The 21950-nt window shown below is 62.0% G+C and carries 29 protein-coding genes; 16 read left to right on the forward strand and 13 right to left on the reverse strand.

All coding sequences use genetic code 11. The annotated features are described in order from the left end of the window. The 3 genes from rho to hemE all read right to left on the reverse strand — a co-directional run. A partial coding sequence (rho, locus tag AAFM29_RS13275) for a transcription termination factor Rho (protein WP_341713267.1) occupies positions 1-844 on the reverse strand: 844 nt, incomplete at its 3' end. A 179-nt stretch (positions 845-1023) separates the two neighbouring features. After that, entirely contained in the window at positions 1024-1467 is a 444-nt protein-coding gene (locus AAFM29_RS13280) for a CopD family protein (protein ID WP_341713268.1), read from the reverse strand. Between the two features lie 33 nt (positions 1468-1500). Further along, a complete protein-coding gene (hemE, locus tag AAFM29_RS13285; RefSeq protein ID WP_341713269.1) occupies positions 1501-2526 on the reverse strand; it encodes a uroporphyrinogen decarboxylase in 1026 nt (341 codons plus the stop codon). A gap of 281 nt (positions 2527-2807) precedes the next feature. Here hemE and AAFM29_RS13290 point away from each other — a divergent pair, with 281 nt between their 5' ends. From AAFM29_RS13290 to AAFM29_RS13330, 9 genes are all read left to right on the forward strand, one after another. After that, positions 2808-3686 carry a pyruvate, water dikinase regulatory protein gene (locus AAFM29_RS13290; RefSeq protein WP_341713270.1) on the forward strand — a complete coding sequence of 293 codons (879 nt, stop codon included), beginning with the start codon at positions 2808-2810 and terminating at the stop codon, positions 3684-3686. Further along, on the forward strand, positions 3683-4288 hold the full coding sequence (locus AAFM29_RS13295) for a Maf family protein (RefSeq protein ID WP_341713271.1): 606 nt from the start codon (positions 3683-3685) through the stop codon (positions 4286-4288). The genes AAFM29_RS13290 and AAFM29_RS13295 overlap by 4 nt, the downstream gene beginning before the upstream one ends. Next, positions 4285-5139: a shikimate dehydrogenase gene (locus AAFM29_RS13300; protein ID WP_341713272.1), complete on the forward strand. Its 855-nt coding sequence runs from the start codon at positions 4285-4287 to the stop codon at positions 5137-5139. Before AAFM29_RS13295 ends, AAFM29_RS13300 begins: the two co-directional genes overlap by 4 nt. Then, entirely contained in the window at positions 5136-5741 is a 606-nt protein-coding gene (gene coaE / locus AAFM29_RS13305) for a dephospho-CoA kinase (protein WP_341713273.1), read from the forward strand. The genes AAFM29_RS13300 and coaE overlap by 4 nt, the downstream gene beginning before the upstream one ends. 51 nt (positions 5742-5792) lie before the next feature. Next, positions 5793-6485, forward strand: a complete 693-nt coding sequence (gene dnaQ / locus AAFM29_RS13310; protein WP_341713274.1) for a DNA polymerase III subunit epsilon — start codon at positions 5793-5795, stop codon at positions 6483-6485. A gap of 69 nt (positions 6486-6554) precedes the next feature. Continuing rightward, positions 6555-7124, forward strand: coding sequence for a ribosome hibernation-promoting factor, HPF/YfiA family (hpf, locus tag AAFM29_RS13315; RefSeq protein WP_341713275.1), 570 nt, complete (start codon positions 6555-6557; stop codon positions 7122-7124). A gap of 5 nt (positions 7125-7129) precedes the next feature. Further along, complete coding sequence (locus AAFM29_RS13320; protein WP_341713276.1) at positions 7130-7594, forward strand: PaaI family thioesterase; 465 nt, start codon at positions 7130-7132, stop codon at positions 7592-7594. After that, complete coding sequence (locus AAFM29_RS13325; protein WP_341713277.1) at positions 7594-7929, forward strand: DUF1491 family protein; 336 nt, start codon at positions 7594-7596, stop codon at positions 7927-7929. Before AAFM29_RS13320 ends, AAFM29_RS13325 begins: the two co-directional genes overlap by 1 nt. 200 nt (positions 7930-8129) lie before the next feature. Next, positions 8130-8789, forward strand: coding sequence for a cell wall hydrolase (locus AAFM29_RS13330; RefSeq protein ID WP_341713278.1), 660 nt, complete (start codon positions 8130-8132; stop codon positions 8787-8789). A 54-nt stretch (positions 8790-8843) separates the two neighbouring features. On the opposite strand, the gene xth is transcribed toward AAFM29_RS13330, so the two are convergent. Genes xth through AAFM29_RS13345 form a run of 3 tightly spaced genes read right to left on the reverse strand, consistent with a single transcriptional unit; the run spans position 8844 to position 10418 of the window. Continuing rightward, on the reverse strand, positions 8844-9617 hold the full coding sequence (gene xth / locus AAFM29_RS13335) for an exodeoxyribonuclease III (RefSeq protein WP_341713279.1): 774 nt from the start codon (positions 9615-9617) through the stop codon (positions 8844-8846). A gap of 10 nt (positions 9618-9627) precedes the next feature. Beyond that, positions 9628-9957 carry an iron-sulfur cluster assembly accessory protein gene (locus AAFM29_RS13340; RefSeq protein WP_341713280.1) on the reverse strand — a complete coding sequence of 110 codons (330 nt, stop codon included), beginning with the start codon at positions 9955-9957 and terminating at the stop codon, positions 9628-9630. A gap of 32 nt (positions 9958-9989) precedes the next feature. Beyond that, entirely contained in the window at positions 9990-10418 is a 429-nt protein-coding gene (locus tag AAFM29_RS13345; RefSeq protein WP_341713281.1) for a CBS domain-containing protein, read from the reverse strand. 114 nt (positions 10419-10532) lie between these two features. Between AAFM29_RS13345 and AAFM29_RS13350 the strand changes: the two genes are divergently transcribed. Continuing rightward, positions 10533-10820: a hypothetical protein gene (locus AAFM29_RS13350; RefSeq protein WP_341713282.1), complete on the forward strand. Its 288-nt coding sequence runs from the start codon at positions 10533-10535 to the stop codon at positions 10818-10820. Here the strand turns inward: AAFM29_RS13350 and AAFM29_RS13355 are convergent. The 5 genes from AAFM29_RS13355 to AAFM29_RS13375 are packed head-to-tail and all read right to left on the reverse strand — an operon-like array spanning position 10817 to position 15953. Then, positions 10817-11191, reverse strand: a complete 375-nt coding sequence (locus tag AAFM29_RS13355; protein WP_341713283.1) for a (2Fe-2S) ferredoxin domain-containing protein — start codon at positions 11189-11191, stop codon at positions 10817-10819. The two genes, AAFM29_RS13350 and AAFM29_RS13355, sit on opposite strands and share 4 nt — an antisense overlap. Then, positions 11188-13308, reverse strand: coding sequence for a S9 family peptidase (locus tag AAFM29_RS13360; RefSeq protein ID WP_341713284.1), 2121 nt, complete (start codon positions 13306-13308; stop codon positions 11188-11190). The genes AAFM29_RS13355 and AAFM29_RS13360 overlap by 4 nt, the downstream gene beginning before the upstream one ends. 45 nt (positions 13309-13353) lie before the next feature. Continuing rightward, the gene (locus AAFM29_RS13365; protein WP_341713285.1) at positions 13354-13821 is read right to left on the reverse strand and encodes a DUF2497 domain-containing protein; all 468 of its coding nucleotides are present in this window, start codon (positions 13819-13821) and stop codon (positions 13354-13356) included. A 50-nt stretch (positions 13822-13871) separates the two neighbouring features. After that, positions 13872-15353 carry a TolC family outer membrane protein gene (locus AAFM29_RS13370; protein WP_341713286.1) on the reverse strand — a complete coding sequence of 494 codons (1482 nt, stop codon included), beginning with the start codon at positions 15351-15353 and terminating at the stop codon, positions 13872-13874. Next, entirely contained in the window at positions 15354-15953 is a 600-nt protein-coding gene (locus AAFM29_RS13375; protein WP_341713287.1) for a protein-L-isoaspartate O-methyltransferase, read from the reverse strand. A 156-nt stretch (positions 15954-16109) separates the two neighbouring features. Between AAFM29_RS13375 and AAFM29_RS13380 the strand changes: the two genes are divergently transcribed. The 3 genes from AAFM29_RS13380 (at position 16110) to AAFM29_RS13390 (ending at position 19677) form a co-directional block, all read left to right on the forward strand. Further along, positions 16110-17627, forward strand: coding sequence for a fumarate hydratase (locus AAFM29_RS13380; protein WP_341713294.1), 1518 nt, complete (start codon positions 16110-16112; stop codon positions 17625-17627). A 99-nt stretch (positions 17628-17726) separates the two neighbouring features. Then, entirely contained in the window at positions 17727-18935 is a 1209-nt protein-coding gene (locus AAFM29_RS13385; RefSeq protein ID WP_341713288.1) for a histidine kinase, read from the forward strand. Beyond that, complete coding sequence (locus AAFM29_RS13390; RefSeq protein WP_341713289.1) at positions 18928-19677, forward strand: LytTR family DNA-binding domain-containing protein; 750 nt, start codon at positions 18928-18930, stop codon at positions 19675-19677. The genes AAFM29_RS13385 and AAFM29_RS13390 overlap by 8 nt, the downstream gene beginning before the upstream one ends. 145 nt (positions 19678-19822) lie before the next feature. Here AAFM29_RS13390 and AAFM29_RS13395 read toward each other — a convergent pair whose 3' ends face one another. After that, the gene (locus tag AAFM29_RS13395; RefSeq protein WP_341713290.1) at positions 19823-20128 is read right to left on the reverse strand and encodes a UrcA family protein; all 306 of its coding nucleotides are present in this window, start codon (positions 20126-20128) and stop codon (positions 19823-19825) included. Positions 20129-20337: 209 nt separating this feature from the next. Between AAFM29_RS13395 and AAFM29_RS13400 the strand changes: the two genes are divergently transcribed. The 3 genes from AAFM29_RS13400 (at position 20338) to AAFM29_RS13410 (ending at position 21807) form a co-directional block, all read left to right on the forward strand. Further along, a complete protein-coding gene (locus AAFM29_RS13400; protein ID WP_371830749.1) occupies positions 20338-20598 on the forward strand; it encodes a hypothetical protein in 261 nt (86 codons plus the stop codon). A gap of 56 nt (positions 20599-20654) precedes the next feature. Further along, positions 20655-21515, forward strand: coding sequence for a metallophosphoesterase (locus AAFM29_RS13405; RefSeq protein WP_341713292.1), 861 nt, complete (start codon positions 20655-20657; stop codon positions 21513-21515). A gap of 94 nt (positions 21516-21609) precedes the next feature. Then, positions 21610-21807 carry a hypothetical protein gene (locus tag AAFM29_RS13410; RefSeq protein WP_341713293.1) on the forward strand — a complete coding sequence of 66 codons (198 nt, stop codon included), beginning with the start codon at positions 21610-21612 and terminating at the stop codon, positions 21805-21807. 77 nt (positions 21808-21884) lie between these two features. Here the strand turns inward: AAFM29_RS13410 and rpsI are convergent. After that, a partial coding sequence (gene rpsI / locus AAFM29_RS13415) for a 30S ribosomal protein S9 (RefSeq protein WP_341713295.1) occupies positions 21885-21950 on the reverse strand: 66 nt, incomplete at its 5' end.

Here is a 21950-nt window from a genome sequence, read left to right on the forward strand (position 1 = left end):
GCACCACGGTGTTGTAGGCACGGCCGAGGCGGGTGATCGAGTCGAGCAGGATGACCACGTCATGCTTGTGCTCGACCAGGCGCTTGGCCTTCTCGATCACCATTTCGGCGACCTGGACGTGGCGGTTGGCCGGCTCGTCGAAGGTCGAGGAAATCACCTCGCCCTTCACGCTGCGCTGCATATCGGTGACTTCTTCCGGGCGCTCGTCGACGAGCAGCACCAGCAGGAAAACCTCGGGGTGGTTATCGGTGATCGCCTTGGCGATGTTCTGCAGCAGCACGGTCTTACCGGTACGCGGCGGCGCCACGATCAGCGCGCGCTGGCCCTTGCCCTGCGGCGAGATGATGTCGATCACCCGTGCCGACTTGTCCTTGACCGTCGGATCGAGCGTATCGAGCGTCAGCTTCTGTTCGGGATAGAGCGGGGTGAGGTTGTCGAAATTCGTACGATGACGGACCGCATCGGGATCGTCGAAGTTGACGGTCTTGAGGCTGGTCAGCGCGAAATAGCGTTCGCCTTCCTTGGGCGCGCGAATTTCACCCTCGACCGTATCGCCGGTGCGCAGGCCCCATTTGCGGACCTGGTTGGGCGAAACATAGATATCGTCCGGGCCGGCGAGGTAGTTCGCCTCGGGGCTGCGCAGGAAGCCGAAACCGTCCTGCAAGACCTCGATCGTGCCGATCCCCATGATCGGCTCGTCATATTCCTCGTCCTCGGCCAGTTCGCGCAGGATGCAGAACATGAGATCCTGCCGGCGCATGGTCGAAGCACCCTCGACCCCGAGCTCTTCGGCCATCGAGACCAGCTCGGCCGGGGTTTTTGCTTTCAAATCCTTGAGATGCATAGAAATTCTCTGAGTATTCTGGTTGATGGCCGGCAGGTCGGTATGGGCTTGGAGAAAGCGGACCCGGTCCCGTCTGGATGCGGGACCTCTAGCCGGTCGGTGATGTGCAATTACGATTGCGTCGAAGGTGCGTCAATCGCCAATGCGATCTGTCGTGCCGCCGACGTCGTGGGCGGTGGTCAGAAAGGTTTGACCACCACCAGGATGACGATGACGGCCAGGGCAATCCCGGGAAACTCACCCCAGATGCGCAGCTGTTTCTCGGTCAAAGGCCGTTCGCCGGCGATCATCCTCTTCGATTGGGCCACCATGTAGCCGTGGAACCCGCTCAGCGCGATGACGAACAGCAGCTTGGCATGGAACCAACCCTGGCTCCAGGCGCCTATGTACCAGGCCAGCAGCAGACCGAGGATCCAGACGACCGCAATACTTGGCGAGAGGATCACCTTGCGCAGCAGGCCCATACGCCTGGCCCACAACGCGGCCTCCTCGGACCCGTTTGCCGCGGGATGCAGGTAGATCATCTGGCGCGGAAGCATGAACAGCCCGGCCATCCAGAAGACCATGAAAATGATATGTCCGGCCTTGAGCCAGTAATAGGTCATGGCGAGGATATCCTGCATCGGAAGGCTATGTAGGATCGGCGCACGCCGGCGTCACCCCTCGAATCCGCGAACCGTCGCAATCACCCGCTCGACATGTCCGATCGGGGTTCGCCGATCGATGCCGTGGCCAAGATTGAAGACGTGCGGGCGGTCAGCGAAAATGCGCAGGATCGCTGTGACGCGTTGCTCGAGCTCGGGTGAACCAGACAGCAGCAGCAGGGGATCGAGATTGCCCTGCACAGGCATGCCTTCGGGCAATTCGCGGGCAACCCAGGAGGGATCGAGAGTTTCGTCGACGCCAACCGCCTGTACCCCCGTCTCCCGGGCATAGGCAGGAAGCTTCTCGCCCGAGCCCTTGGGAAAACCGATAATCGGCACGTCAGGGTGCCGTTCGCGCAGTTCGGCGACAATGGCCGCATTGGGCGCGATCACCCAGCGCTCGAATTCGCTCGGTGCAAGGCTCCCCGCCCAGCTGTCGAACAGCTGCACCGCCTCGGCCCCGGCTGCGATCTGGCCCGAAAGATACTCGATCGATTGCACCACGATCGCATCGATGATCGCCTGCAAAGCCGCAGGGTCGCGATAGGCCATGGCGCGTGCCTCGTGCTGGTCCCGGCTCCCCTCACCGGCGACCATATAGGTCGCGACGGTCCACGGGCTTCCGGCAAAGCCCAGCATCGTTACGCTGTCGGGCAAGCGTGCCCGACACAGCCGCACGGTCTCATGGATCGGTTCATACCGCGAGAGATCCGGGGTGAGGCTGGCCAATGCGGCATCGACCAGCCGCGGCGAGAGATGTGGCCCCTCTCCGGCAAGAAACTGCAGGTCCTGGCCCATGGCATGCGGAACGATCAGAATATCGGAGAATAGGATCGCGCCATCGAAGCCGAACCGATCGATTGGCTGGAGGGTGATCTCGCAAGCCGCTTCGCTATCGTAAGCAAGCGCGAGAAAGCCGCCCTTCTGCTCCCGCAGCGCGCGATATTCGGGCAGGTAGCGACCTGCCTGGCGCATGAGCCAGAGCGGGACATGAGTACCCCGCTGGCCGTTCAGGGTATCGAGCAAGAGACCGGGCATCGCGCGAGTCCAATCCAATAATATTTATATTGATAAGGTTTGATGGAGTCTGTTGGCCCTGTGGATTTCAGGGATAACGTGCCCCTGCCCGATTTCTCCAGCGATGCAAAGGGTAGCTGGCCATCGCGACTCGTGCTGACTCTTGAGTCGAGTCAAACTTATCCCTGCTGTCCCCAGCCTGTCCAAAACCCTGTCAGGCTGTGCGGGAATCGGCTGTTGGCGGACTCGTAGTGGGGAGCGAATTCGCGCCCGAACTTGTCGCCAGCCTTCTCCCGTGGTTTATGCCAGCCATTCTCCACAGGGTGCCGGAGCCTCCCATTTCCAACCGCGTCCACCTCCACCTGCTGTCCGATTCAACCGGTGAGACGCTTGAGATGCTCGCCAAGGCTGCGCTCGCGCAGTTCGAGGATGCCGACGTCGTACGCCATTTCTGGCCTATGGTCCGCAGCCGCCAGCACCTTGAGCGGATCGTGCCTGAACTCAAGGCCAATCCCGGCCTGGTCCTGTTTACGCTGGTGAACCCGGAAACCCGCAGCCGGCTGGAGGAAGTATGCAGCCAGCAGGGCTTGCCAGCAGTACCGATCCTCGATCGGGTTACCGAAGCCCTCGAAAAGGCGCTGGGTCAGGAAGCGCATGGCAGGCCGGGTCGGCAGCATGCGATGGACCAGGCCTATTTCCAGCGCGTCGAGGCGATCCAGTTCACCATCGCCCATGACGATGGCATCGGCTGGGAGGATTGGGAGCAGGCCGATATCGTCCTGGCGGGCGTGTCGCGCAGTTCGAAAACGCCGACCAGTATCTACTTGGCCAATCGTGGTTACAAGGTCGCGAATATACCGCTGGTGGTCGAAAGCCCGCCGCCGGCGATGCTCTACAAGCTCAAGAACCCCATGGTGGTGGGCCTGACCACAGCACCCGAACGGCTGGTCCAGGTGCGCCGCAATCGCCTGCTGAGCCTCAATGAAGAACGTCAGACCGACTATGCCGACCAGGAAAAGGTCAAGGCAGAGGTCGCCTTTGCCCGCCGTATGTTCGCCGATAATGGCTGGGCAGTCATCGACGTGACACGCCGTTCAATCGAAGAAACCGCGGCCGCCGTGATCCGCCTTTACAATGAGCGCGAGTTGCGCGGGACCACCCAGGGAGCCAAGCCGATATGAGCGGGATTGCCGGAACGGGCCTGATACTCGGTTCGAACAGTGCGTCGCGCAAGGCGATGCTGGCGGCTGCCGGGCTCACCTTCGAAGCCGTGGGTGCCGATATCGATGAACGCGCGCTCGAGGCGGAAATGCAGGATGCTGAGCCGGTCGAGATCGCGCAGGCGTTGGCGGCGGCAAAGGCTGCTGACGTTTCAGCACGCCATCCCGAGGCGCTGGTGCTCGGCTCGGACTCGCTGGTGGAGGTGGGCGGGCGCCGCTTCGACAAGCCGACCAGCCGTGAGAATGCCGCCGAACACCTGCGCGCGTTTTCGGGCAAGACGATGACGCTGCATAGCGCCGCCGCGCTGGCACGGGGCGGCCAGATTGTCTGGGTCGGCTCGGATTTCGCGCGCCTGCACGTCCGCGAGCTGAGTGAGGAGTTCATCGGAGCCTATCTCGACGTGGAATGGCCAGAGGTCAGCTATTGCGTAGGTGTTTTCCGTATCGAAGGCCCGGGCGTGCAGCTGTTTGAAGGGATAGTGGGTGACCAGTTCACCGTACTCGGCATGCCCTTGTTGCAGGTACTCGAAGCGCTCCGAAACGAAGGTGCCTTGCCTGCATGACCTGTTATGCGGAAGTCATCGGCGACCCCATCGCCCAATCCAAGTCACCGGCGATTCACGGCTTCTGGATCGAGAAGCTAGGTTTGGATGCGAACTATCGTGCCCACCATGTTCTCGACGGTGAGGTTGAGGGCTATCTCGCAGCGCGGCGTGAGGATGCGGCATGGTGCGGCTGCAACGTTACCATGCCGCACAAACAGGCAGTGATCCCCTTTCTCGATCGGATCGACCCGCTAGCTGGCAAGGTCGGTGCGGTTAATACCATCGTGCGCGAAGTGGAGGGCTCGCTGGTGGGCTACAACACGGATGTTGCGGGCTTCCTCGAGCCCTTGCGCGGCCAACTGGCCCAACAACACTATTTTCGCATGGCGCGGATCCTTGGGACCGGCGGTGCGGCGCGGGCGATCATCGCCGGACTTGCGGGTGAGGGTTTCACCTTGGTCCTGGCAGGCCGCAATCCCGCCAAGGCGCAATCCCTGCTCGACGAACTCGATCCAGGCGGTGAACATCATGTCGCACCGCTCGATCACTTTGCCGAAGCGACAGACTTTGCCTTCGATGACCGCGAAGGATGTTGTGATCTCGTCGTCAATGCCTCGCCGCTGGGAATGCGCGGCCAACCCCCACTGATATTCGACTGGAGCCATGCACCCCCAGGATCGATCGCCTATGATATCGTGACCGATCCGGTTGATACCGACTTCCTCACAAACGCCCGGGCAGCCGGTTTTGCGACCGTGGATGGTCTCGCCATGCTGATCGGGCAGGCGGCTGCGGCGTTTACTCGCTTCTTCGGTGTCGAGCCGCCTCGCGAATTCGATCCTGATCTGCGCGAAAGGCTGACAGCATGACCCGCCCGCTTATCGTCGGCCTCACCGGTTCCATCGGCATGGGCAAGTCGACCGTCGCGACCATGTTTGAAGCGGCGGGAGTACCGGTCTTCGATGCCGATGCTGAAGTCCGCGCAATGCAGGGTCCGCAAGGCGAATTGCTGCCTGCGATCGAACTTGCCTTCCCCGGATCGACTGGCCCGCACGGTGTGCTGCGGGAAAAGCTGGGCGAACAGGTATTCGGCGACAAGGTAGCGCTCGCACGGCTTGAGGCTATCGTACATCCCGCCGTTGCAAGGAAGCGCGAGGCCTTCCTGATCGAACATGTCGGGGCCCCGGTGGTGGTGTTCGACATTCCCTTGTTGTTTGAAAAGGGCGGTGCAGCTGCGGTCGATCGGGTGGTGGTTGTGTCAGCGCCAGCTGATGCCCAGCGCAAACGCGTACTGGCCCGCCCCGGGATGACCGAGGAAAAATTCGCCCATATCCTTTCACTCCAGGTGCCCGACGCAGACAAGCGCGCCCGCGCCGACCATATTATCGACACCGGCACGTCGATCGAGCTGACCGAAAGCGAGGTGATCGAGCTCATCGCCGAGTTGAAGCGGGCCAGCGCTGCACGCTAGCTGGTCGCGACCCCCTTGAAATCCGTGCGGTCGAGGCCGATAGGATAGCTAATGCGCGAGATCGTGTTCGATACCGAAACCACCGGACTCGACCCCAAGACGGGGGACCGGATGGTCGAGATTGGATGCATCGAGATGGTCAATCTCGTACCTACAGGCGCAACCTTTCACGCCTACTTCAATCCGGAACGCGACATGCCGGCCGGTGCGGAGGCCGTACACGGTCTTTCGGCTTCGTTCCTTGCGGACAAGCCGCTGTTTCGGGAGCTGGCGGAGGACCTGCTTGCATTCGTTGGCGATGCCCCGCTGGTGGCACACAATGCCGGGTTCGACTTCGGCTTCCTCAACAATGAACTCGCGCTGTGCGAACGCGATCCGATCTGTACCAGCCGGATGGTCGATACAGTGGCGCTGGCGAAGAAGCGTCACCCAGGCGCCAAGCTCTCGCTCGACGCATTGTGCACCCGGTATGGTATCGACCGCAGTCACCGGGTGAAACATGGTGCACTGCTCGATGCCGAGCTGCTGGCGCAGGTCTATGTCGAGCTCAAGGGCGGGCGGCAGATCGGGCTCGAGCTTGCCGCGACGCGCCATGTCGAGATCGTGACCGAGGTGAGCGAGATTATCGCAGTTCGCCAGGCCAGCGGCCCGCGCCGTGAGCCGCGGCCACATGCCGCCTCGGCGGAGGAACTGGAGAGGCACAGGAAATTCGTCGCCGGGCTCGAAAATCCCCTGTGGGGATAGGGTTCGGTGCAACCTGGCGGACGGGCCGGGTCAAGGGATCGTAGGGCAGACAAAGGAGAACACAACAACATGGACATCCGCGTCTCTGGCCACCAGATCGATACCGGCGCAGCCTTGCAGGAACATGTCGCCGACCGCATGAACGCCATCGTCGAAAAGTACTTCAACCGCGCGATCTCCTCGCATGTGACTTTCGGCAAGGGTCCGGGCGGTGCCTTCACTTCAGACATCGTCACTCATGTGATGCAGGGTTTGATCCTGAAGGGTCATGCGGAAGCGCACGACGTCCACCAGGCCTTCGATGCCGCGGCCGCCAAGATCGAGAAGCAGCTGCGCCGCTACAAGCGACGCATCAAGGATCGCCATGAACAGGCCGACCACGCGCTACGTGAAGAGGAAGCCGCCTATACGATCCTGGCCGCTCCGGAGCCTGACGACGAGGAAGAGATCACCGCGGATAGCCCACCCGTGATCGCCGAAACTCGTGCTGTGATCCCCGAATGCAGCGTGGCCGATGCGGTGATGATGCTCGACCTGCAGAACGCCAATGCGCTGCTGTTCAAGAACGCGGGGAGCGAGCAGCACAATATGGTCTATCGCCGCCACGACGGATCGATCGGCTGGGTTGAACCGCGCTAGCTCGAATGACGGACATGACTGGAGCCGAGCGCCATTTTCGCGCCCTCGAGAGCCTGTATGCATCGGCTCCGGTCAACGCCCTGTTCGAATCGCGGCTCGAGATTCCCGGTGAAGGTCGCTCACGCATTACCTTCCCCGTGACCGAAGCGAGTTACCATGCGGCGGGGGCGGCGCATGGGACGATCTATTTCAAGATGCTCGACGACGCGGCCTTCTATGCTGCCAACACCTTGGTCACCGACCGCTTTCTGCTGACCACCTCGTTCAACCTCCATTTCACGAAGCCGGTCCGGGCGGGTGAAGTGGTTGCAGAAGGGCATTGGGTCAGCGGGCGCAAGCGGGTATTCGTCGCCGAAGCGCGGCTGGTCGATGCCGATGGGGACGAGATCGGCCGTGGCACCGGCACCTTCATGCGTTCGCGCATCGCGCTGTCCGGCCTGCCGGGATATCGGGTGAAGGAACAGGATTAATGGAAGGTCGCCTGCCTGCCCACCTGGAAGCCAGTGCCATCGTTCGCGCAGTCGAGGCCGCTGGTGGATTCGCTGCCATTGTGCAGCGCGGCGAAAAAGACGCCGGCGTGATTTTGTTGATCACCATGACGCGGGGGGCGGGTGCTCGCTTGTGGGAACGGATGCCGCATCTGGACAATTCGCGACCCTATACCGTCACGAAGATACAAGACGCAGAAAACACTGGTGAATTCGATCAATACATCGACCGTCGGCGGCGTTCGGACCCCGATTGCTGGGTGATTGAACTGGACCTTCCCGATCCGGAACACTTCATCGATTCCGCACTGCAATAGGTTGACACCGTATCATTTGCGACTATTTGGCCGCCAACCTTACGGGGCGTAGGCGGTGCCCGCGACAATACGGTCGTGGCACAAGCACGCAGACGGGGGGTGGCCGGCAGGCCCGTTAACGGACCCGATTAAACGACGCATGAAAACGCGCGTGGGTCCCAGCCTGTGTCAGTCCGCCAACCGCCGATTGTTTCGGAATCATGATTCGCAAGTTCACCGGTTTGACCGCGTTTGCCGCGGTGGCCGCCACTATTACCCTTGCCGGGGCTGAAAGTTCCGGCGCCAACGCCCAGGTTGCGGCGCAAGCAACCCAGACCACCGCTGTTCCGGCACCACTGACCGAAGAGGTCGTGCCGGTCTTCGTCGAGAAGGAAGTGGTGCAGCAGCTTCCCGCTATGGAAGCGCAATCCGAATTCGAGGGATTGACCGAAACCCCGCGCGCCCAGAGCCTGCGCGAGCTGGTCAATGCCATGCCCGCAAGTGGCGAACTATCCCCAGAGCTCCAGTGCCTCGCCGGTGCGATCTATTTCGAGGCCCGCGGCGAACCGCTCGATGGCCAGCTGGCCGTGGCGCAGGTGATCGTCAATCGTGCCGAGGACCAACGTTTCCCCTCGAGCTATTGTGGTGTCGTCTACCAACGTTCGCAGTTCTCGTTCATCAGGAACGGTAACATGCCGCGGATCCGGACCGGATCGAAAGCATGGACCAATGCCCGGGCTATCGCGCGCATCGCACACCGCGGTTTGTGGGACAGCAAGGCCGGTGAAGCGCTTTATTTCCACGCCAAATATGTTCGTCCGGGCTGGAGCCGCCGCAAGGTCGCACTTGCCACGATCGATACGCACGTCTTCTACCGCTGAGGTTTGAAGAGCCGAAAAAGGGCCGTTGCAGCGATGCGGCGGCCCTTTTTCGTGTCAGTCGCGGACCTCGACCCACACCGGGGCGTGATCGCTGGCCTTCTCCCGCCCGCGATGGGCCTTGTCGACACCGGCAGCAATCATGCGGTCGGCCAGCTCGGGGGACAGGAGCAGGTGATCGATCCGAAAGCCGTGGTCGCGCTGCCATGCCCCGGCCTGGTAATCCCAATAGGTCCACACCCCGCCTCGCGGGTTGAGCGTGGCCAGGGCGTCGGTCCAGCCGTCGCCCAGCATCCGCTTGTAGGCATCGCGTGATTCAGGCTGCATCAGGGCATCGTCTTCCATCGCCTTGACTGCCCACACGTCCCGGTCATTGGGAATGACGTTGTAGTCGCCGACCAGTGCGGTGGGAATCTCTTGCTCCCACAGCGAGGCGGCGTGCGCCCGCAACCGTTCCATCCAGCGCAACTTGTAGTCGAACTTTGGTCCCGGTTGCGGGTTACCGTTGGGGAGATAGATCGATGCAACGCGAACGCCGTTGATCTCGGCTTCGAGGTAGCGCGCCTGTTCGTCCTCCGGATCTCCGGGCAAGCCGCGTTGCGTTTCGAGCGGCTCGACCCCGTCGGCAAGGATAGCGACCCCGTTGAAGCTCTTCTGTCCATGCCAGATGGCCTTGTAGCCGATCGCCTCGAACTCTTCGGCCGGGAAACCTTCGTCCATCGTCTTGATTTCCTGCAGGCAGGCGACGGTGGGCCGAGTTTCCTCGAGCCATTCCTTGAGGCGCGGAAGCCGCGCCTTGATTCCATTGATGTTGAAGCTGGCGATTTTCATCGCCCGGACACTAGATGCCGAAGCTGGAACCGCAACCGCAACCTGCTGCCGCCTGCGGGTTTTCGACCCGGAAGGCTGCGCCCCCCAGCGATTCGACGAAATCGACGGTGCTGCCGGCGACAAGATCCAGACTCACTGCATCGACCACCAGACGAACCCCGCCGGTCTCGCTCACCGTGTCATCGCCTTCGGGTGCGGAGGCCAGGTCGAACTTGTACTGAAAGCCCGAACAACCACCCCCTTCAACCGAAAGGCGCAGGATCGCAGGCTTGGCCTGCTTCTGCGCGATCGCGGCGACGCGGGCGGCGGCGGCTTCGGTAAGGGTTGGGGCTATGCTCATGCGCAGGGATGTAGGAATGCGCGCCGCTGCACTCAAGCGGTCTGGATATATTCGCGCATCGCCTCGGCTTCGTGCTGGATCTGGTCGAGCCGCGCCTTGACGAGATCGCCGATCGAGATGAAGCCGCACATTGCCTCGCCATCGACCACCGGCAGATGGCGGATACGGCGCTTGGTCATCAAAGCCAGAGCGTCGAGGACACTGGTGCGCGGATCAACCGTTATCGCGGGCGAGGTCATCACTTCCCCCACAGGGCGATCCAGGCAAGCATCACCTTCGGCAGCCAATCGGTAGATCACGTCGCGTTCGGAGAAGATTCCCGCCACACGCCCATTCTCGAGGATCGGCACCGCGCCGATACGTCGCTCCGCCAGCAATGCGATCACTTCACGCACCGGGGTTTCGACGGTGGATGCGACGATTTCCGAACTTGTCCGACTTTCGATCAGCCTGCCTATCATGCCCGACCTCCTGTTCCGCTCCTGGTCCGGGAGAATGCCACTTTCCGGACCCAAAAGCGAATCAACGCCGGATTGGCATTGATTCACCCGGGGCGAGCCTCCAGATGGGCCGCGATGGCCAGGAAGTCCCCCCTAGACGATCCGGAACAGGCAGCATTCGCATGGGCACGATTCCGCCGGATCATGCGCTTCATGTTGTTGCTGACAGTCGGAGTCGTCGCCGTATCGCTTGCACTGCTCTACAAGTTCGGCAGTGCCGAAGTTTCCATTCACTATTACATCGCAGCTGCGCTCGGCATCGGCTTCACCATGCTGATGGCCAGCGCGCTGATGGGGTTGGTATTCCTCTCATCGGGCACTGGCCATGATGAAGCGATCGAGGATCCTTTGGCCGACGACTAGTTCGCCGGACGCAGCCGAAACTCTTCGACCGGAACGCCACCGATCAGGTGACGCTGGATGATCGCCTCGAGCACCTCCTCGCGGCAGGAATGATACCAGACATTGTCAGGCCATACGACGGCGATCGGCCCGGCCTCGCAGACCTGCAGGCAGTCGGCCTTGGTTCGCTGGACGGTACCCGCGGGGCCAACCAGCCCGAGTTCCTTCATCCGCCGCTTGAGGTAGTTCCACGCCGCTTCGCCTTCTTCGCGCCGGCAGCATTTCTGTTTCTCCGACATGGCGCACAGGAATATCTGGCGCTCGACGGTGGCCCCGCCAATCTTGGCCAGCGCGGCGCGGGCCTTGTCGAGGTCTACCGGGGCATCGCTCATTCCGCCGGCTTCAACCACTTGCCCAGCCAATCGAATACGGTCTGGTGCCATTGCAGCGAGTTCTTGGGCTTCAGCACCCAATGGTTCTCATCCGGGAAAACCAGCAACTGGCTGGGGATGCCGCGCATCTGCAGTGCGGTGAAGGATGCGATGCCCTGCGTATAGGGGATGCGGAAATCCTTCTCGCCGGTGATCACCAGCATCGGGGTTTGCCATTTGTCGACGTGATTGACCGGATTCCATTGCTCGTAGGCTGCGGGATCCTCGTAGTATTTCTTGCCGCCGTGCTCCCAGATGTCGAACCACAGCTCTTCGGTTTCATAGGCCATGGCGCGCGCATCGAACACGCCGTCATGCTGGACCAGGCACTTGAACCGATCGGGCCATTGTCCGGCGATCCAGTTCATCATGTAGCCGCCATAGCTGGCGCCCATCGCACAGGCCTGGTCGCCGTCGATTTGCTGATCAAGCGAAAGCGCGTGGGCGAGGCCTTTCTGCAGGTCCTCCAGCGGCTTGCCGCCCCAATCCTTGTTGATCGCGTCGGTAAAGGCCTGTCCATATCCGGTAGAGCCATGGAAATCGACCGAGATCACCGCATAGCCCTGGCTCGCTACGACACGCGGGTTCCAGCGACTGGACCAGCTGTCGTTGAAGGTGCCTTGCGGCCCGCCGTGGACATAGAGGATTGCCGGGAGCTTGCCTGTCACGCCCTCGGGCTTGGTTATCTGCCCCCACACGGTATCGCCATTGGCGCCGATAAAATTGAAGCGCTGGACCACGACCGGCGCAAGCGAACCCATGCGGCTGGTTGCAACATCGGAAAGGGGCTTGGCCTGATCCCAATGGCGCGAAAGGTAAAGTTCGGCAGGGGCGCCGATCGAATCGCGCGTGAAGACGAGGTTGCCACCCGGCAACGGCACCAGATTGGCAATATGGGCTTCGTTACCGGCCATGAGGTCGAGCCTTTCGACCTTGCCGCTGCGCGGGTCGACGCGGAAGGCTGGCGTGTCGAGCACATCCTGAGCGGTCGCTACGATCCAGCGACTATCCGGCGTCCAGGCGAGCGAGCCGAAACTGCGGTCGAAGTCGCCGGTGAGCGCGCGCGCGACCCCTGTCTTTAGGTCACGCAGCATGATCACTTGCCGATCAGCTTCGTAGGTCGGTCGTTCCATCGCAACATAGGCGAGGTAGCGGCCGTCTGGCGATGGTGCGGGCAGCATATCCATTGCTTCATTGGCCTTGGTCACATTGACCGGAGCGCTGCCCGATAGATCGGTCCACCAGATATCAAGGTTCGTAGAAAAGGGCTCCTGTGCGTCGGCTTCGCGCGCCACGAACCAGGCCCCCTTGCTGTCCGGCGCGAAGGCGAAATCCTCATTCCCGCCATAGGGCATGGTCGGCGTATCGCCGCTGGGGCCGCCCGCGCCCTTTGGCCCATCGACCGCAACGCCCGCGCCGCTCGCCTTTCCGTTTTCCAGCTCTAAGGCGAATACCCGGTTATAGGTCCCGGGGGTTTCCCAATGATCCCAGTGACGGACGAACCCACCGTCGCCCTGGTACAGACGGCCAGTGCCTGGGCCGGGTGCGTAGGGTTTGGTCGAATCATCGCAGTCGAGCGAGGCGCAGTCACGCGCTATCTCGACGAAGACCGCCAGCCGCTTGCCGTCCTTCGAGACGGCAAAGCCGTTGACCGCCCGCGGCAGCTTGGTGACCTGCATTGCCTGGGAAACGCTGCCATCAACGGCAATCTGTGCCCGCCAGACCTGGCTGGTGGAGTCATCGCCAGCATCGGTATCGTCGGCCAGGTAATAGAGCCAACCATCATCGCCGAATTGTGCGTCGCTTCCTTCAAGGTCCAGCCGCACGGGCGCCATGTCCATCGCATCGAGCAGGCGCATATGGAGCACGCCCTTGCGCTGGTAGCTGTCGGGGTCGGTTTCGGTGACGGTGTATACCGCCATGCGTCCGGCCCGATCCACGCTGGGGGCCCCAAGGCGCGGCATGGTGACCAGGTCGTCCGCGCTCATGGGCGCACGGTCCGGCGCAGCGGAAAGCGGTGTTGCCAGGAGCGCGAATGCGCTGGCGAGCGGGAATGCGACCCGGTTGCGTGCAATCATGCGCGCGGACCTAGCCCCGCATTGCGGCGATGCCAAGTTTGTCGCTCAGGCCTTCTTCCCGGCGATGCGTGCGATCTCTGCTTTCACCATCTCTTCGACCATGGCGGGGAGATGTTCGTCGAGCCACTTGGCGAGCATGGGGCGCAGCATTTCCCGAACCAGCCCCTCGAGCGAGGTTTCGCCCGATCGCACTATCTGTGGCGCCTTGCCCGGCTGCGACAGCATTGCGAGCGCTGCAAAATTCTGCCGCATCGCATCGCGAGTCTCATCGCGGATCAGCGTCTCGGCAACATCCTCAGCCTCGTCATCAATTGCTTCGACTGCGAAGTCGGCATCGAGCTCGAGCACTTCCTCCAGAGCTTCTTCGGCCTCGACGTCATTCAACTCGGGTTCGGGAGTTGCCACGATCTTGCGGCGCCGCTCTGCAATCAGGCCGTCGCGGTTGTCGCGCGCAATGACCTTCTTGATCGAATCGAGGATCTCTTCGACCGACGGTTCACCCGGCTGCTGCATTACGTCCCTGCCCCTGTTCCGAATCGGGAATTCGATTCGCCTTTGCGCGCTCAATACTCGCTTTTGGGAGCGGTTTCATCCACTTCGGGAACTTCGGCTGTCGGGGCGGCGATGTCCACTGTACGCGTTGAGGCGGCGACAGGCTCCGGATCGCGGTCCCAGTCCCAGATCCGCCCGTGGACGCGCTGGTAGTTTTCAACCGGATCGTAGAGCGTGCCTTCGTCACCTAGGCCCAGGTCGCGCGCTTCGGCACGGCCCATGGCTGCGAGCAGGCTGAAGCCCGCGACATAGGCGTTGCGCCGTGCGGTGACCAGCTGAACGCGGGCGGACAGCAGTTCCTGTTCGGCATTAAGCACATCCAGAATGTCGCGATTGCCGATCGAGTTTTCAGCCTTCACGCCCTCGAGGCTGAGCGCCGCTGCATCGACGGCAAGCTGGCTGCTCTCGATCACGGCCAGCGAGGCATGCCAGCTCGACCAGGCCGAACGGACCTGCACGATCACGTTGCGCTCGGCAGCGATTACCTGTTCGAGGGCAGCACTTTCGCGCGCCGCCGCCTGGCGTTGACGGGCAGCCGGAAGGCCGCCCTGGAAGATCGGGATAGTCAACCGAACGCCTGCGTTGGCGGTCGTTTCGCGTTGGGCCAGCGCCGAAGAACCGCCTGCCAAAGTGTTGAAGTAATTGGTGTAAGTAGCTCCGCTGAAGAGCGTCAGGTTCGGCAAGCGACCCGAGCCGGCCACTTCGGTGTCGAACCCAGCCGCCTTGGCGCGATCCTTCGCGGCGATCAGGTCGGGATTGTTGTCCAGCGCGAAGTCGACCGCATCATTCACATCCTGCGGCAGGTTCGGCAATGGCGGCGGTGGCTGGAGGCTGTCCGGTGCATCGCCGACCAAGGAGATGTAGGTCTCCCTGGCCGAAATCAGGTTGGACTGCGCACCCTGGAAATTGCCTTGCGCCGTTGCGAGGCGCGACTGCGATTGGGCGACGTCGGTCCGGGTCAGGTCACCGATCTCGAAGCGATCGCTGGTGGCCTGCAAATTCACCTTGAGCACTTCGACCTGGTTCGCATTGAGCGCCACGATGGCTTCGTTGCGCAACACATCCATATAGGCGGCGACGACCTGGCTGAAGATCGAGCTTTCCGTCGCGCGCAGATCCGCGCGACCCGCAGTCACCCGCTCTTCCGCGGCTTTGACCGAGTTGCGGACTGCACCGCCGGAATAGATCGGTACGGTCAGCTGCGGATTGACCTGCAGCGTGCGGTCGGGTGCGTTGAAGCTGTTCTGCGACTTCTGGATCGATTCGACGTAGGTCGCAGTCGTGTTGATTCCCGGCAGTCCCTGAGCCTGCTGGATCGGCACATTCTCGTCATTCGCACGCTGGTTTGCCCGGGCGGCGAGCAGAGTGGGATTGGAGAGATATGCCTCGGTCAGCGCTTCCTGCAGCGTGTCGGCGCTGACGGGGGCGGCGACGGAGAGTGTCGCAAGTGCGGATGTATAGGCGAGTGTTTTCGCGAGGGCGGAAGGCCGCATTCAGAAGCTCCAGCTAGGGGGCCTGTCAAACTGGTGGAGGCGCGGTACGCCGATTTCCGCCAGTGGCAGGAGCGCAAGCGATCCCGCAGCCTTGCGCCCGGTGGCGAGGCGGGTGACCCCGCGATCGACCAGGCCGGTCACGATCCGGCCACCTTCGGCAACCAGCTTCGTGAGTTCGGCGGGAACGTGTTCGATGGCTCCATCGACGAGGACGAGGGAATAGGCACCCTTCTTCTTGCCAGCCAGGGCTTCATCCGCCGGCAGTGCCTTGAGCGTTCCGACCAGAGGCTCGACCAGTGCGGCCAGGTAGCCGCTGCCACCGTCGATCACCAGCGCCGCATCGTCCGCTTTCGGCTGGGCTTCGGCCAGCATCATGCCGTGAAACAGCGGAGCGGGAAGCGCCTTGCCTTCGCCCAGGCGGATTGCACGATCGGTGTAGGCCGCGGCGCGCAATTCTTCGGGGACGAAATCCTCACGCGCAACCGCCTGCATGCGATCGAGCACGAAAGCCTCGTTGACGCCGCTGGTGCGCAACTGGCTGTCGATCATCGCGCGGCGCGCTGCGGCAAAATCGTTCGAGGGAGCAAGGGTCGTGGTCATGGCGTTTGCTACTGTATTACTCTAATAACACGCTAGGTCAAGCAGGCTTGCTTTAGGCGCAAGAGAAGATGTGTCCAAGCGCTTTGACCGATGGCGGCAAACGCGCCTATCGGAGAGCACAAATCTGCAACATGGGAATTTGCGGCGATGAGCGACATGACCGTCATCAAGGAAACGGACCTGATCGAAAGCGTGGCCGACGCGCTCCAGTACATCTCCTACTACCATCCGATGGACTATATCCGCGCCCTGGGCGAAGCCTATGAGGCGGAGAAAGGCCCCGCCGCGAAGGATGCGATCGCCCAGATCCTGACCAATAGCCGGATGTGCGCCGAGGGGCACAGGCCGATCTGCCAGGATACCGGCATCGTCAACGTCTTCGTCAAATGGGGCATGGACTGTCGACTCGATTCGCGGCTGAGCCTGCAGGACGTCGTCGATGAAGGCGTGCGCAGGGGTTACAACAATCCCGACAATAAGCTGCGCGCCTCTATTCTCGCGGATCCGGCGTTCACCCGACGCAATACTCGGGACAATACGCCTTGCGTCCTCTCGGTCGAAATGGTGCCGGGCAATACGGTCAGCGTGGATGTCGCGGCCAAGGGCGGCGGTAGCGAGAACAAGTCCAAGTTCAAGATGATGAACCCGAGCGACAATATCGTCGACTGGGTGATCGAACAGATTCCATCGATGGGTGCCGGCTGGTGCCCGCCGGGCATGCTTGGCATCGGTATCGGTGGTACTGCGGAACACTGCGTAAAGCTGGCCAAGATGAGCCTGATGGATCCGATCGATATGGGTCAGTTGAAGGCGCGCGGGCCGCAAAATGATATCGAGAAGCTGCGGATCGAAATCTTCGATGCAGTCAATGCGATGGGCGTTGGCGCCCAGGGACTAGGGGGGCTTTCGACCGTGCTCGACGTCAAGATCCTCGATTGGCCGTGCCACGCCGCGGGTAAGCCGGTGGCGATGATCCCCAACTGTGCGGCGACCCGCCATGCGCACTTCACGCTCGATGGTTCTGGACCCGCCTATCTCGAGCCGCCCAGGCTCGACGAATATCCCCAGGTTACCTGGCAACCGGACAGCGCGGCAAAGCGGGTCAATCTCGATGCGCTGACACCAGAAGAAGTGGCGAGCTGGAACCATGGCGATCGCCTGTTGCTCTCCGGCAAGATGCTTACCGGAAGGGATGCCGCGCACAAGCGGATCAAGGATATGCTTGATGCGGGCGAAGAGCTTCCTGTCGATTTCAAGGGACGTGCGATCTATTATGTTGGTCCCGTCGATCCGGTGATGGGCGAAGTCGTCGGGCCCGCTGGACCGACTACTGCCACCCGGATGGACAAGTTCACCGAGATGATGCTCGATCTTGGCCTGCTTGCGATGATCGGCAAGGCCGAGCGTGGCCACAATGCGGTCGAAGTGATCAGCCGCTTCAAGGTCGCCTATCTCATGGCAACCGGCGGTGCCGCCTATCTCGTCAGTCGTGCGATCAAGGGGGCGCGGGTGGTTGCGTTCGAGGATCTCGGTATGGAGGCGATCTATGAATTCGAGGTGCAAGACATGCCGGTGACGGTCGCGGTCGATGCGGCGGGCAACAACGTTCACACGCTTGCTCCGGCTGAATGGCGCAAGCGGATCGCCGAAGGCAATTTCGAACCCGCCGAATAGCATCCGGCTCGACAAACGTGTGAACCCTATCGACCGCTGCGCTGGCTTTTGCGCGGCTTCGGGGCCACACGTCGGCATGTTTTGCTGCATGAACGCCAGATGAATTCGAGCACACCGCATCTTTCGACCCGCGTCGTGATGGGTTCGATCGTGGGAGTCTGGGTGATCTATTTCACCCTGGCGACCATCCGTGGCGAGTTGTCGGGTTTCGGGCTCGAATGGAACATGCTGTGGCGGCGCAGCGTGGTGGTGCTGGTCGGTATCGCCATGACCAGCGTTATGTGGCTGATACTCCGCCTGTTCGATCGCCGGTCGATCGGTGTAAAGATTGCCGTCGCGGCGGTGATTGCCATGCCTGCCTCCTTAGTCATCGCACAGGTCAACCAATGGATGTTCGAACCCGTCCAGGCCGAAATCGAGAAGAAGATCGGCGAGGAACGGGGCATTGCCATTCGCCGGGACGAATCGGGCAATCTGCTGGTCGACGTGCCGCGCGCACCAATCGAAACGGGTGTTGACGACGTCGAATTGGCTGAACCGGAAAGCGTCCTGATCGCGCCCGCGCCGACGCTGATGGACCAGTGGCGGATGACTTTCGACATCGCGTTGGGGCGTTATTTCCTGCTGCTGGCTTGGGCTGCCCTATATATTGCGATCCAGGCACGCGCACAGGCGCTGGCGGCGGAGCGCGAAGGAGAGCGGTTTCGTACCGCAGCCAAGGCGGCCGAGTTGCGGTCGCTACGGTACCAGGTGAATCCGCATTTCCTGTTCAATACGCTCAACTCGCTCAGCGCGCTGGTGATGACCGGAAAGGCGGAGCGTGCGGAACAGATGATCCAGACGATCTCGCGCTTCTACCGTCATAGCCTGGCGGAAGACTCCACCGGCGATGTGACGCTGGCAGACGAGATCGATCTGCAGGAGCACTATCTCGAGATCGAGGCGGTGCGCTTTCCCGAGCGGTTGCGTGTCCGGGTCGATCTGCCCCCCGAACTCGCCAATCTGAAGGTTCCCGGCATGATCCTCCAGCCGCTGGTCGAGAATTCGGTCAAGTACGGCGTCTCGGCGAGCTCCCGCCCAGTGACGATTTCCATCGTCGCGCGCGAGGAGTATGGCCGCTTGGTGGTGACGGTTTGCGACGATGGACCGGGCGTTCCGGCGGGACATACGGGAGGTTTTGGGATCGGGCTTGCGAATGTTCGCGACCGGCTCGAAGCGCGCTTCGGCAATGAGGCAACCGTGACTTCGGGTCCGGCTTTGCAGGGCTATGAAACCGAACTCAGGCTCCCCATGGTGAAGCATGGCTGACGACGCACCCCAGAAGCTGCGCACACTGATCGTCGATGACGAACCGCTCGCGGTCGAGCGAATGCAGGTAATCTGCGCCAAGATGGACGACCTGGCCGTGATCGGAACGGCAAGCGATGGCGGGCAGGCGCTGCGCCTTATCGAAGCGCTCAAGCCAGACCTTGTCCTGCTCGACATGACCATGCCCGAAGTGGATGGCCTCTCAGTCGCCAAGGAACTGGCGAAATCCGAGAATCGCCCCGCGGTCGTCTTCGTGACGGCGCATGATAATTATGCAGTCGAAGCCTTCGATCTCGATGCGGTCGATTATGTCCTCAAGCCGGTCAAGCCCGAACGGTTGGAACGCGCCATCAAGCGCGCGCTCGCCCGACAGGGTGATACGGAGCGCGGCGATAGCAGGTGGCTTGAAGAGCTCTGGATTCCCCATCGTTCCGAACTGATCCGAATCGCCACGTCGGAAGTCGGGCGCATCGACGCAGAGCGCGACTACGTCCGTCTCCATGTCGGCGAAGGCGATGAGGCGCGGACCTATCTGCTCCTGCAGACAATTGCCGGGCTCGAAAAGCGCCTGGATCCGGCGCGTTTCATCCGCATCCACCGCTCGACCATACTTCGCCGCGACCGGATTGCCGGCCTCAGGCATGATGGGCTGGGTGTGTGGTCGGTGGAACTCGATGACGGTGAGGCGCTGCGCATTGGGCGGACCTACCTGCCCAAGGTCAAGGCGATGGCTGGGCGCTGATCTGCAGCGCCACTGCATACCTTGCGGCAATGCGATAAAGTCGACCCCGACCGAGGGACTGCATTCGGCCGGGGTCTAGGTCTGTGGGTTTGGCTGGGGGTGCAGCCACCCTGTTCTGCGCTGCTCTGAGACAGCTGCAAATCGCTCAGCCGCCGCGCGCCTGCTCTTCGCGAACCGCTGCGATGTGAGCCATGGCCTTGGCCTTGACCTTGTCGCGGCAGGCGTTGATTTCGGAGCTGCGAATGCGGGTACCGGTGACTACCCGTTCGAAGCCGCAAACCTCGCGGGAAGCCATGTCGATGCGGCGCTCAAGACGGGCAAGGCCTTCGGGCGTGTCGAGGTTGAGGTCGGAATATTTCACGCTAACGCTGTAGGGGACTGCGTCAGCAGGCATGGCAGCGGCCGGTACGGCCAGGCCGACTGCGGCGATCAAGGCGAGGGTCGTTTTCATAGGGGTTTCCTCCGGGTCTGCGGAGGGTCCCGGTTTTGGGGGACTGACTTGGGGGAGGACCCTCCGCACCACCTGTATTACTCAGCTACAACTGTAGTCACACGCGCTACTCGACGAGTGACACGATCTTTGGATCGGCGGCGCAGGACAGCCGACGAACCGCGATTGGCAATCCACCGGCGACAGGCCTATGCCGCCCATCGATGCACTTGGCCTTCCTCTTCCTCTGCGGCGTATCGAACTTCATCGTGGGCAAGACGATGCTCGAAAGCGGGCATCCGATCCTTGATTCTCTTCCTCCCGCCTTGCGCCGGAGTGGTGGGCGCCTTTCGCTGCTGATCGAGTTCGTGATTCTGCTCACGGCGATGCTGCTTGCGGCCAACGGGTGGAATACGGCCGCCTGGCTTTACGGCGGATACACAACCGTGAACGGCCTCTTTTGCTGGTTGCTGGTCAAGGGCCGTATTTGATGAGGAACGGGACATTCTGTTGGTCCCCATGTCACGCAATCTGCTAGCGATCGCTCATGACATCTGACGTGCGGCGCATCTTTCATCTCTCCGATATCCATTTCGGGCTGGAAGACACCCGCGCGCTCGATTGGGTTAAACGTGAAATCGCCGTGCATCGCCCGCACGCCGTGGCGATCACGGGTGACCTGACAATGCGCGCGCGCCATCGGGAATTTGCCGCGGCTACTGCCTGGATCAATTCGCTGGAGGCGCCGGTAACCGTCGAAGTGGGCAATCATGACATGCCCTATTTCAACCCTTTCGAGCGCTTCCTCTCACCCTACAAGCGTTTCAGCGGAATGAAGGAGAAGGTCGAACGCGATCTCGATCTCGGTACGCTGGCGATCATCCCCTTGAAGACTGCCGTCCCAGCACAGCCGCGGCTGAACTGGTCCAAAGGCTGGGTTAGCCCGTCTGCGCTCGAAAGCTGCCTCTCGCTTGTCGATGCCTTGCCCGCGGGCAAGCGGGCACTCGTCGCCGTCCACCATCCCCTGCGCGAAGTGGGAACCAGGGGTACCGCCCTGACCAGGCATGGCGAACGTGCGCTTGCCGAATTGGCGCGCCGCAATGTGGTGGGCGTTCTGTCGGGCCACGTGCACGATGCCTTCGACATCATGGAGGATACGCCCGCCGGACCCGTCCGCATGATCGGTGCCGGCACCTTGTCGCAACGCACCCGCTCCACACCGCCCAGCTTCAACGAGCTAGTCTGGGACGGGCGGGAACTCTCGGTTGAGGTCCGCAACCTCGAACAAATCGAGACGCAAGACATGCAGATCGACGATGTGCCGGAGAACGCCCTGCCGCCACGCGGAGTCGGCGAACCGGTCGCACCCGTGCGGCAGATTCCGCCGATCGACCCTCCGGTCCATTAACCGCAAACGGCAAGTTTCTTCGCGAACGCTCTTCGGCGGGCATTTTGGAAACCACATCGTGACAAGCTCTGCCTGATCCAGGCGGAGAACGGCTATGGAACTGGTGAAGGCGATCCCACTCGGCGCGATCCTCTCGGGCGTGATATCGCTTATTGTGGGTTCACAGGGTAGCCATGGTGGCCAGATGGCCATCCATATGGCCGAACTGGTCGACTACCGGTTCTGGTGGTCCTGGCCGCTATTCTTCGTAGGAACCGGCTTGGCCTGGGGCATAATGATGTTGCAGCGCTGACCGCTGCTGGACAGAGACATAAAGAAAGGGCGGCTCCGCGAGGAACCGCCCTTTGCATTGATCCAGAAGATCCGCTCTTAGCGCTTCGAGAACTGGAAGCTGCGGCGGGCCTTGGCGCGGCCGTACTTCTTACGCTCGACCAC

Origin of the sequence: Erythrobacter sp., assembly GCF_038133525.1 — a bacterium.
Classification (GTDB): domain Bacteria; phylum Pseudomonadota; class Alphaproteobacteria; order Sphingomonadales; family Sphingomonadaceae; genus Qipengyuania.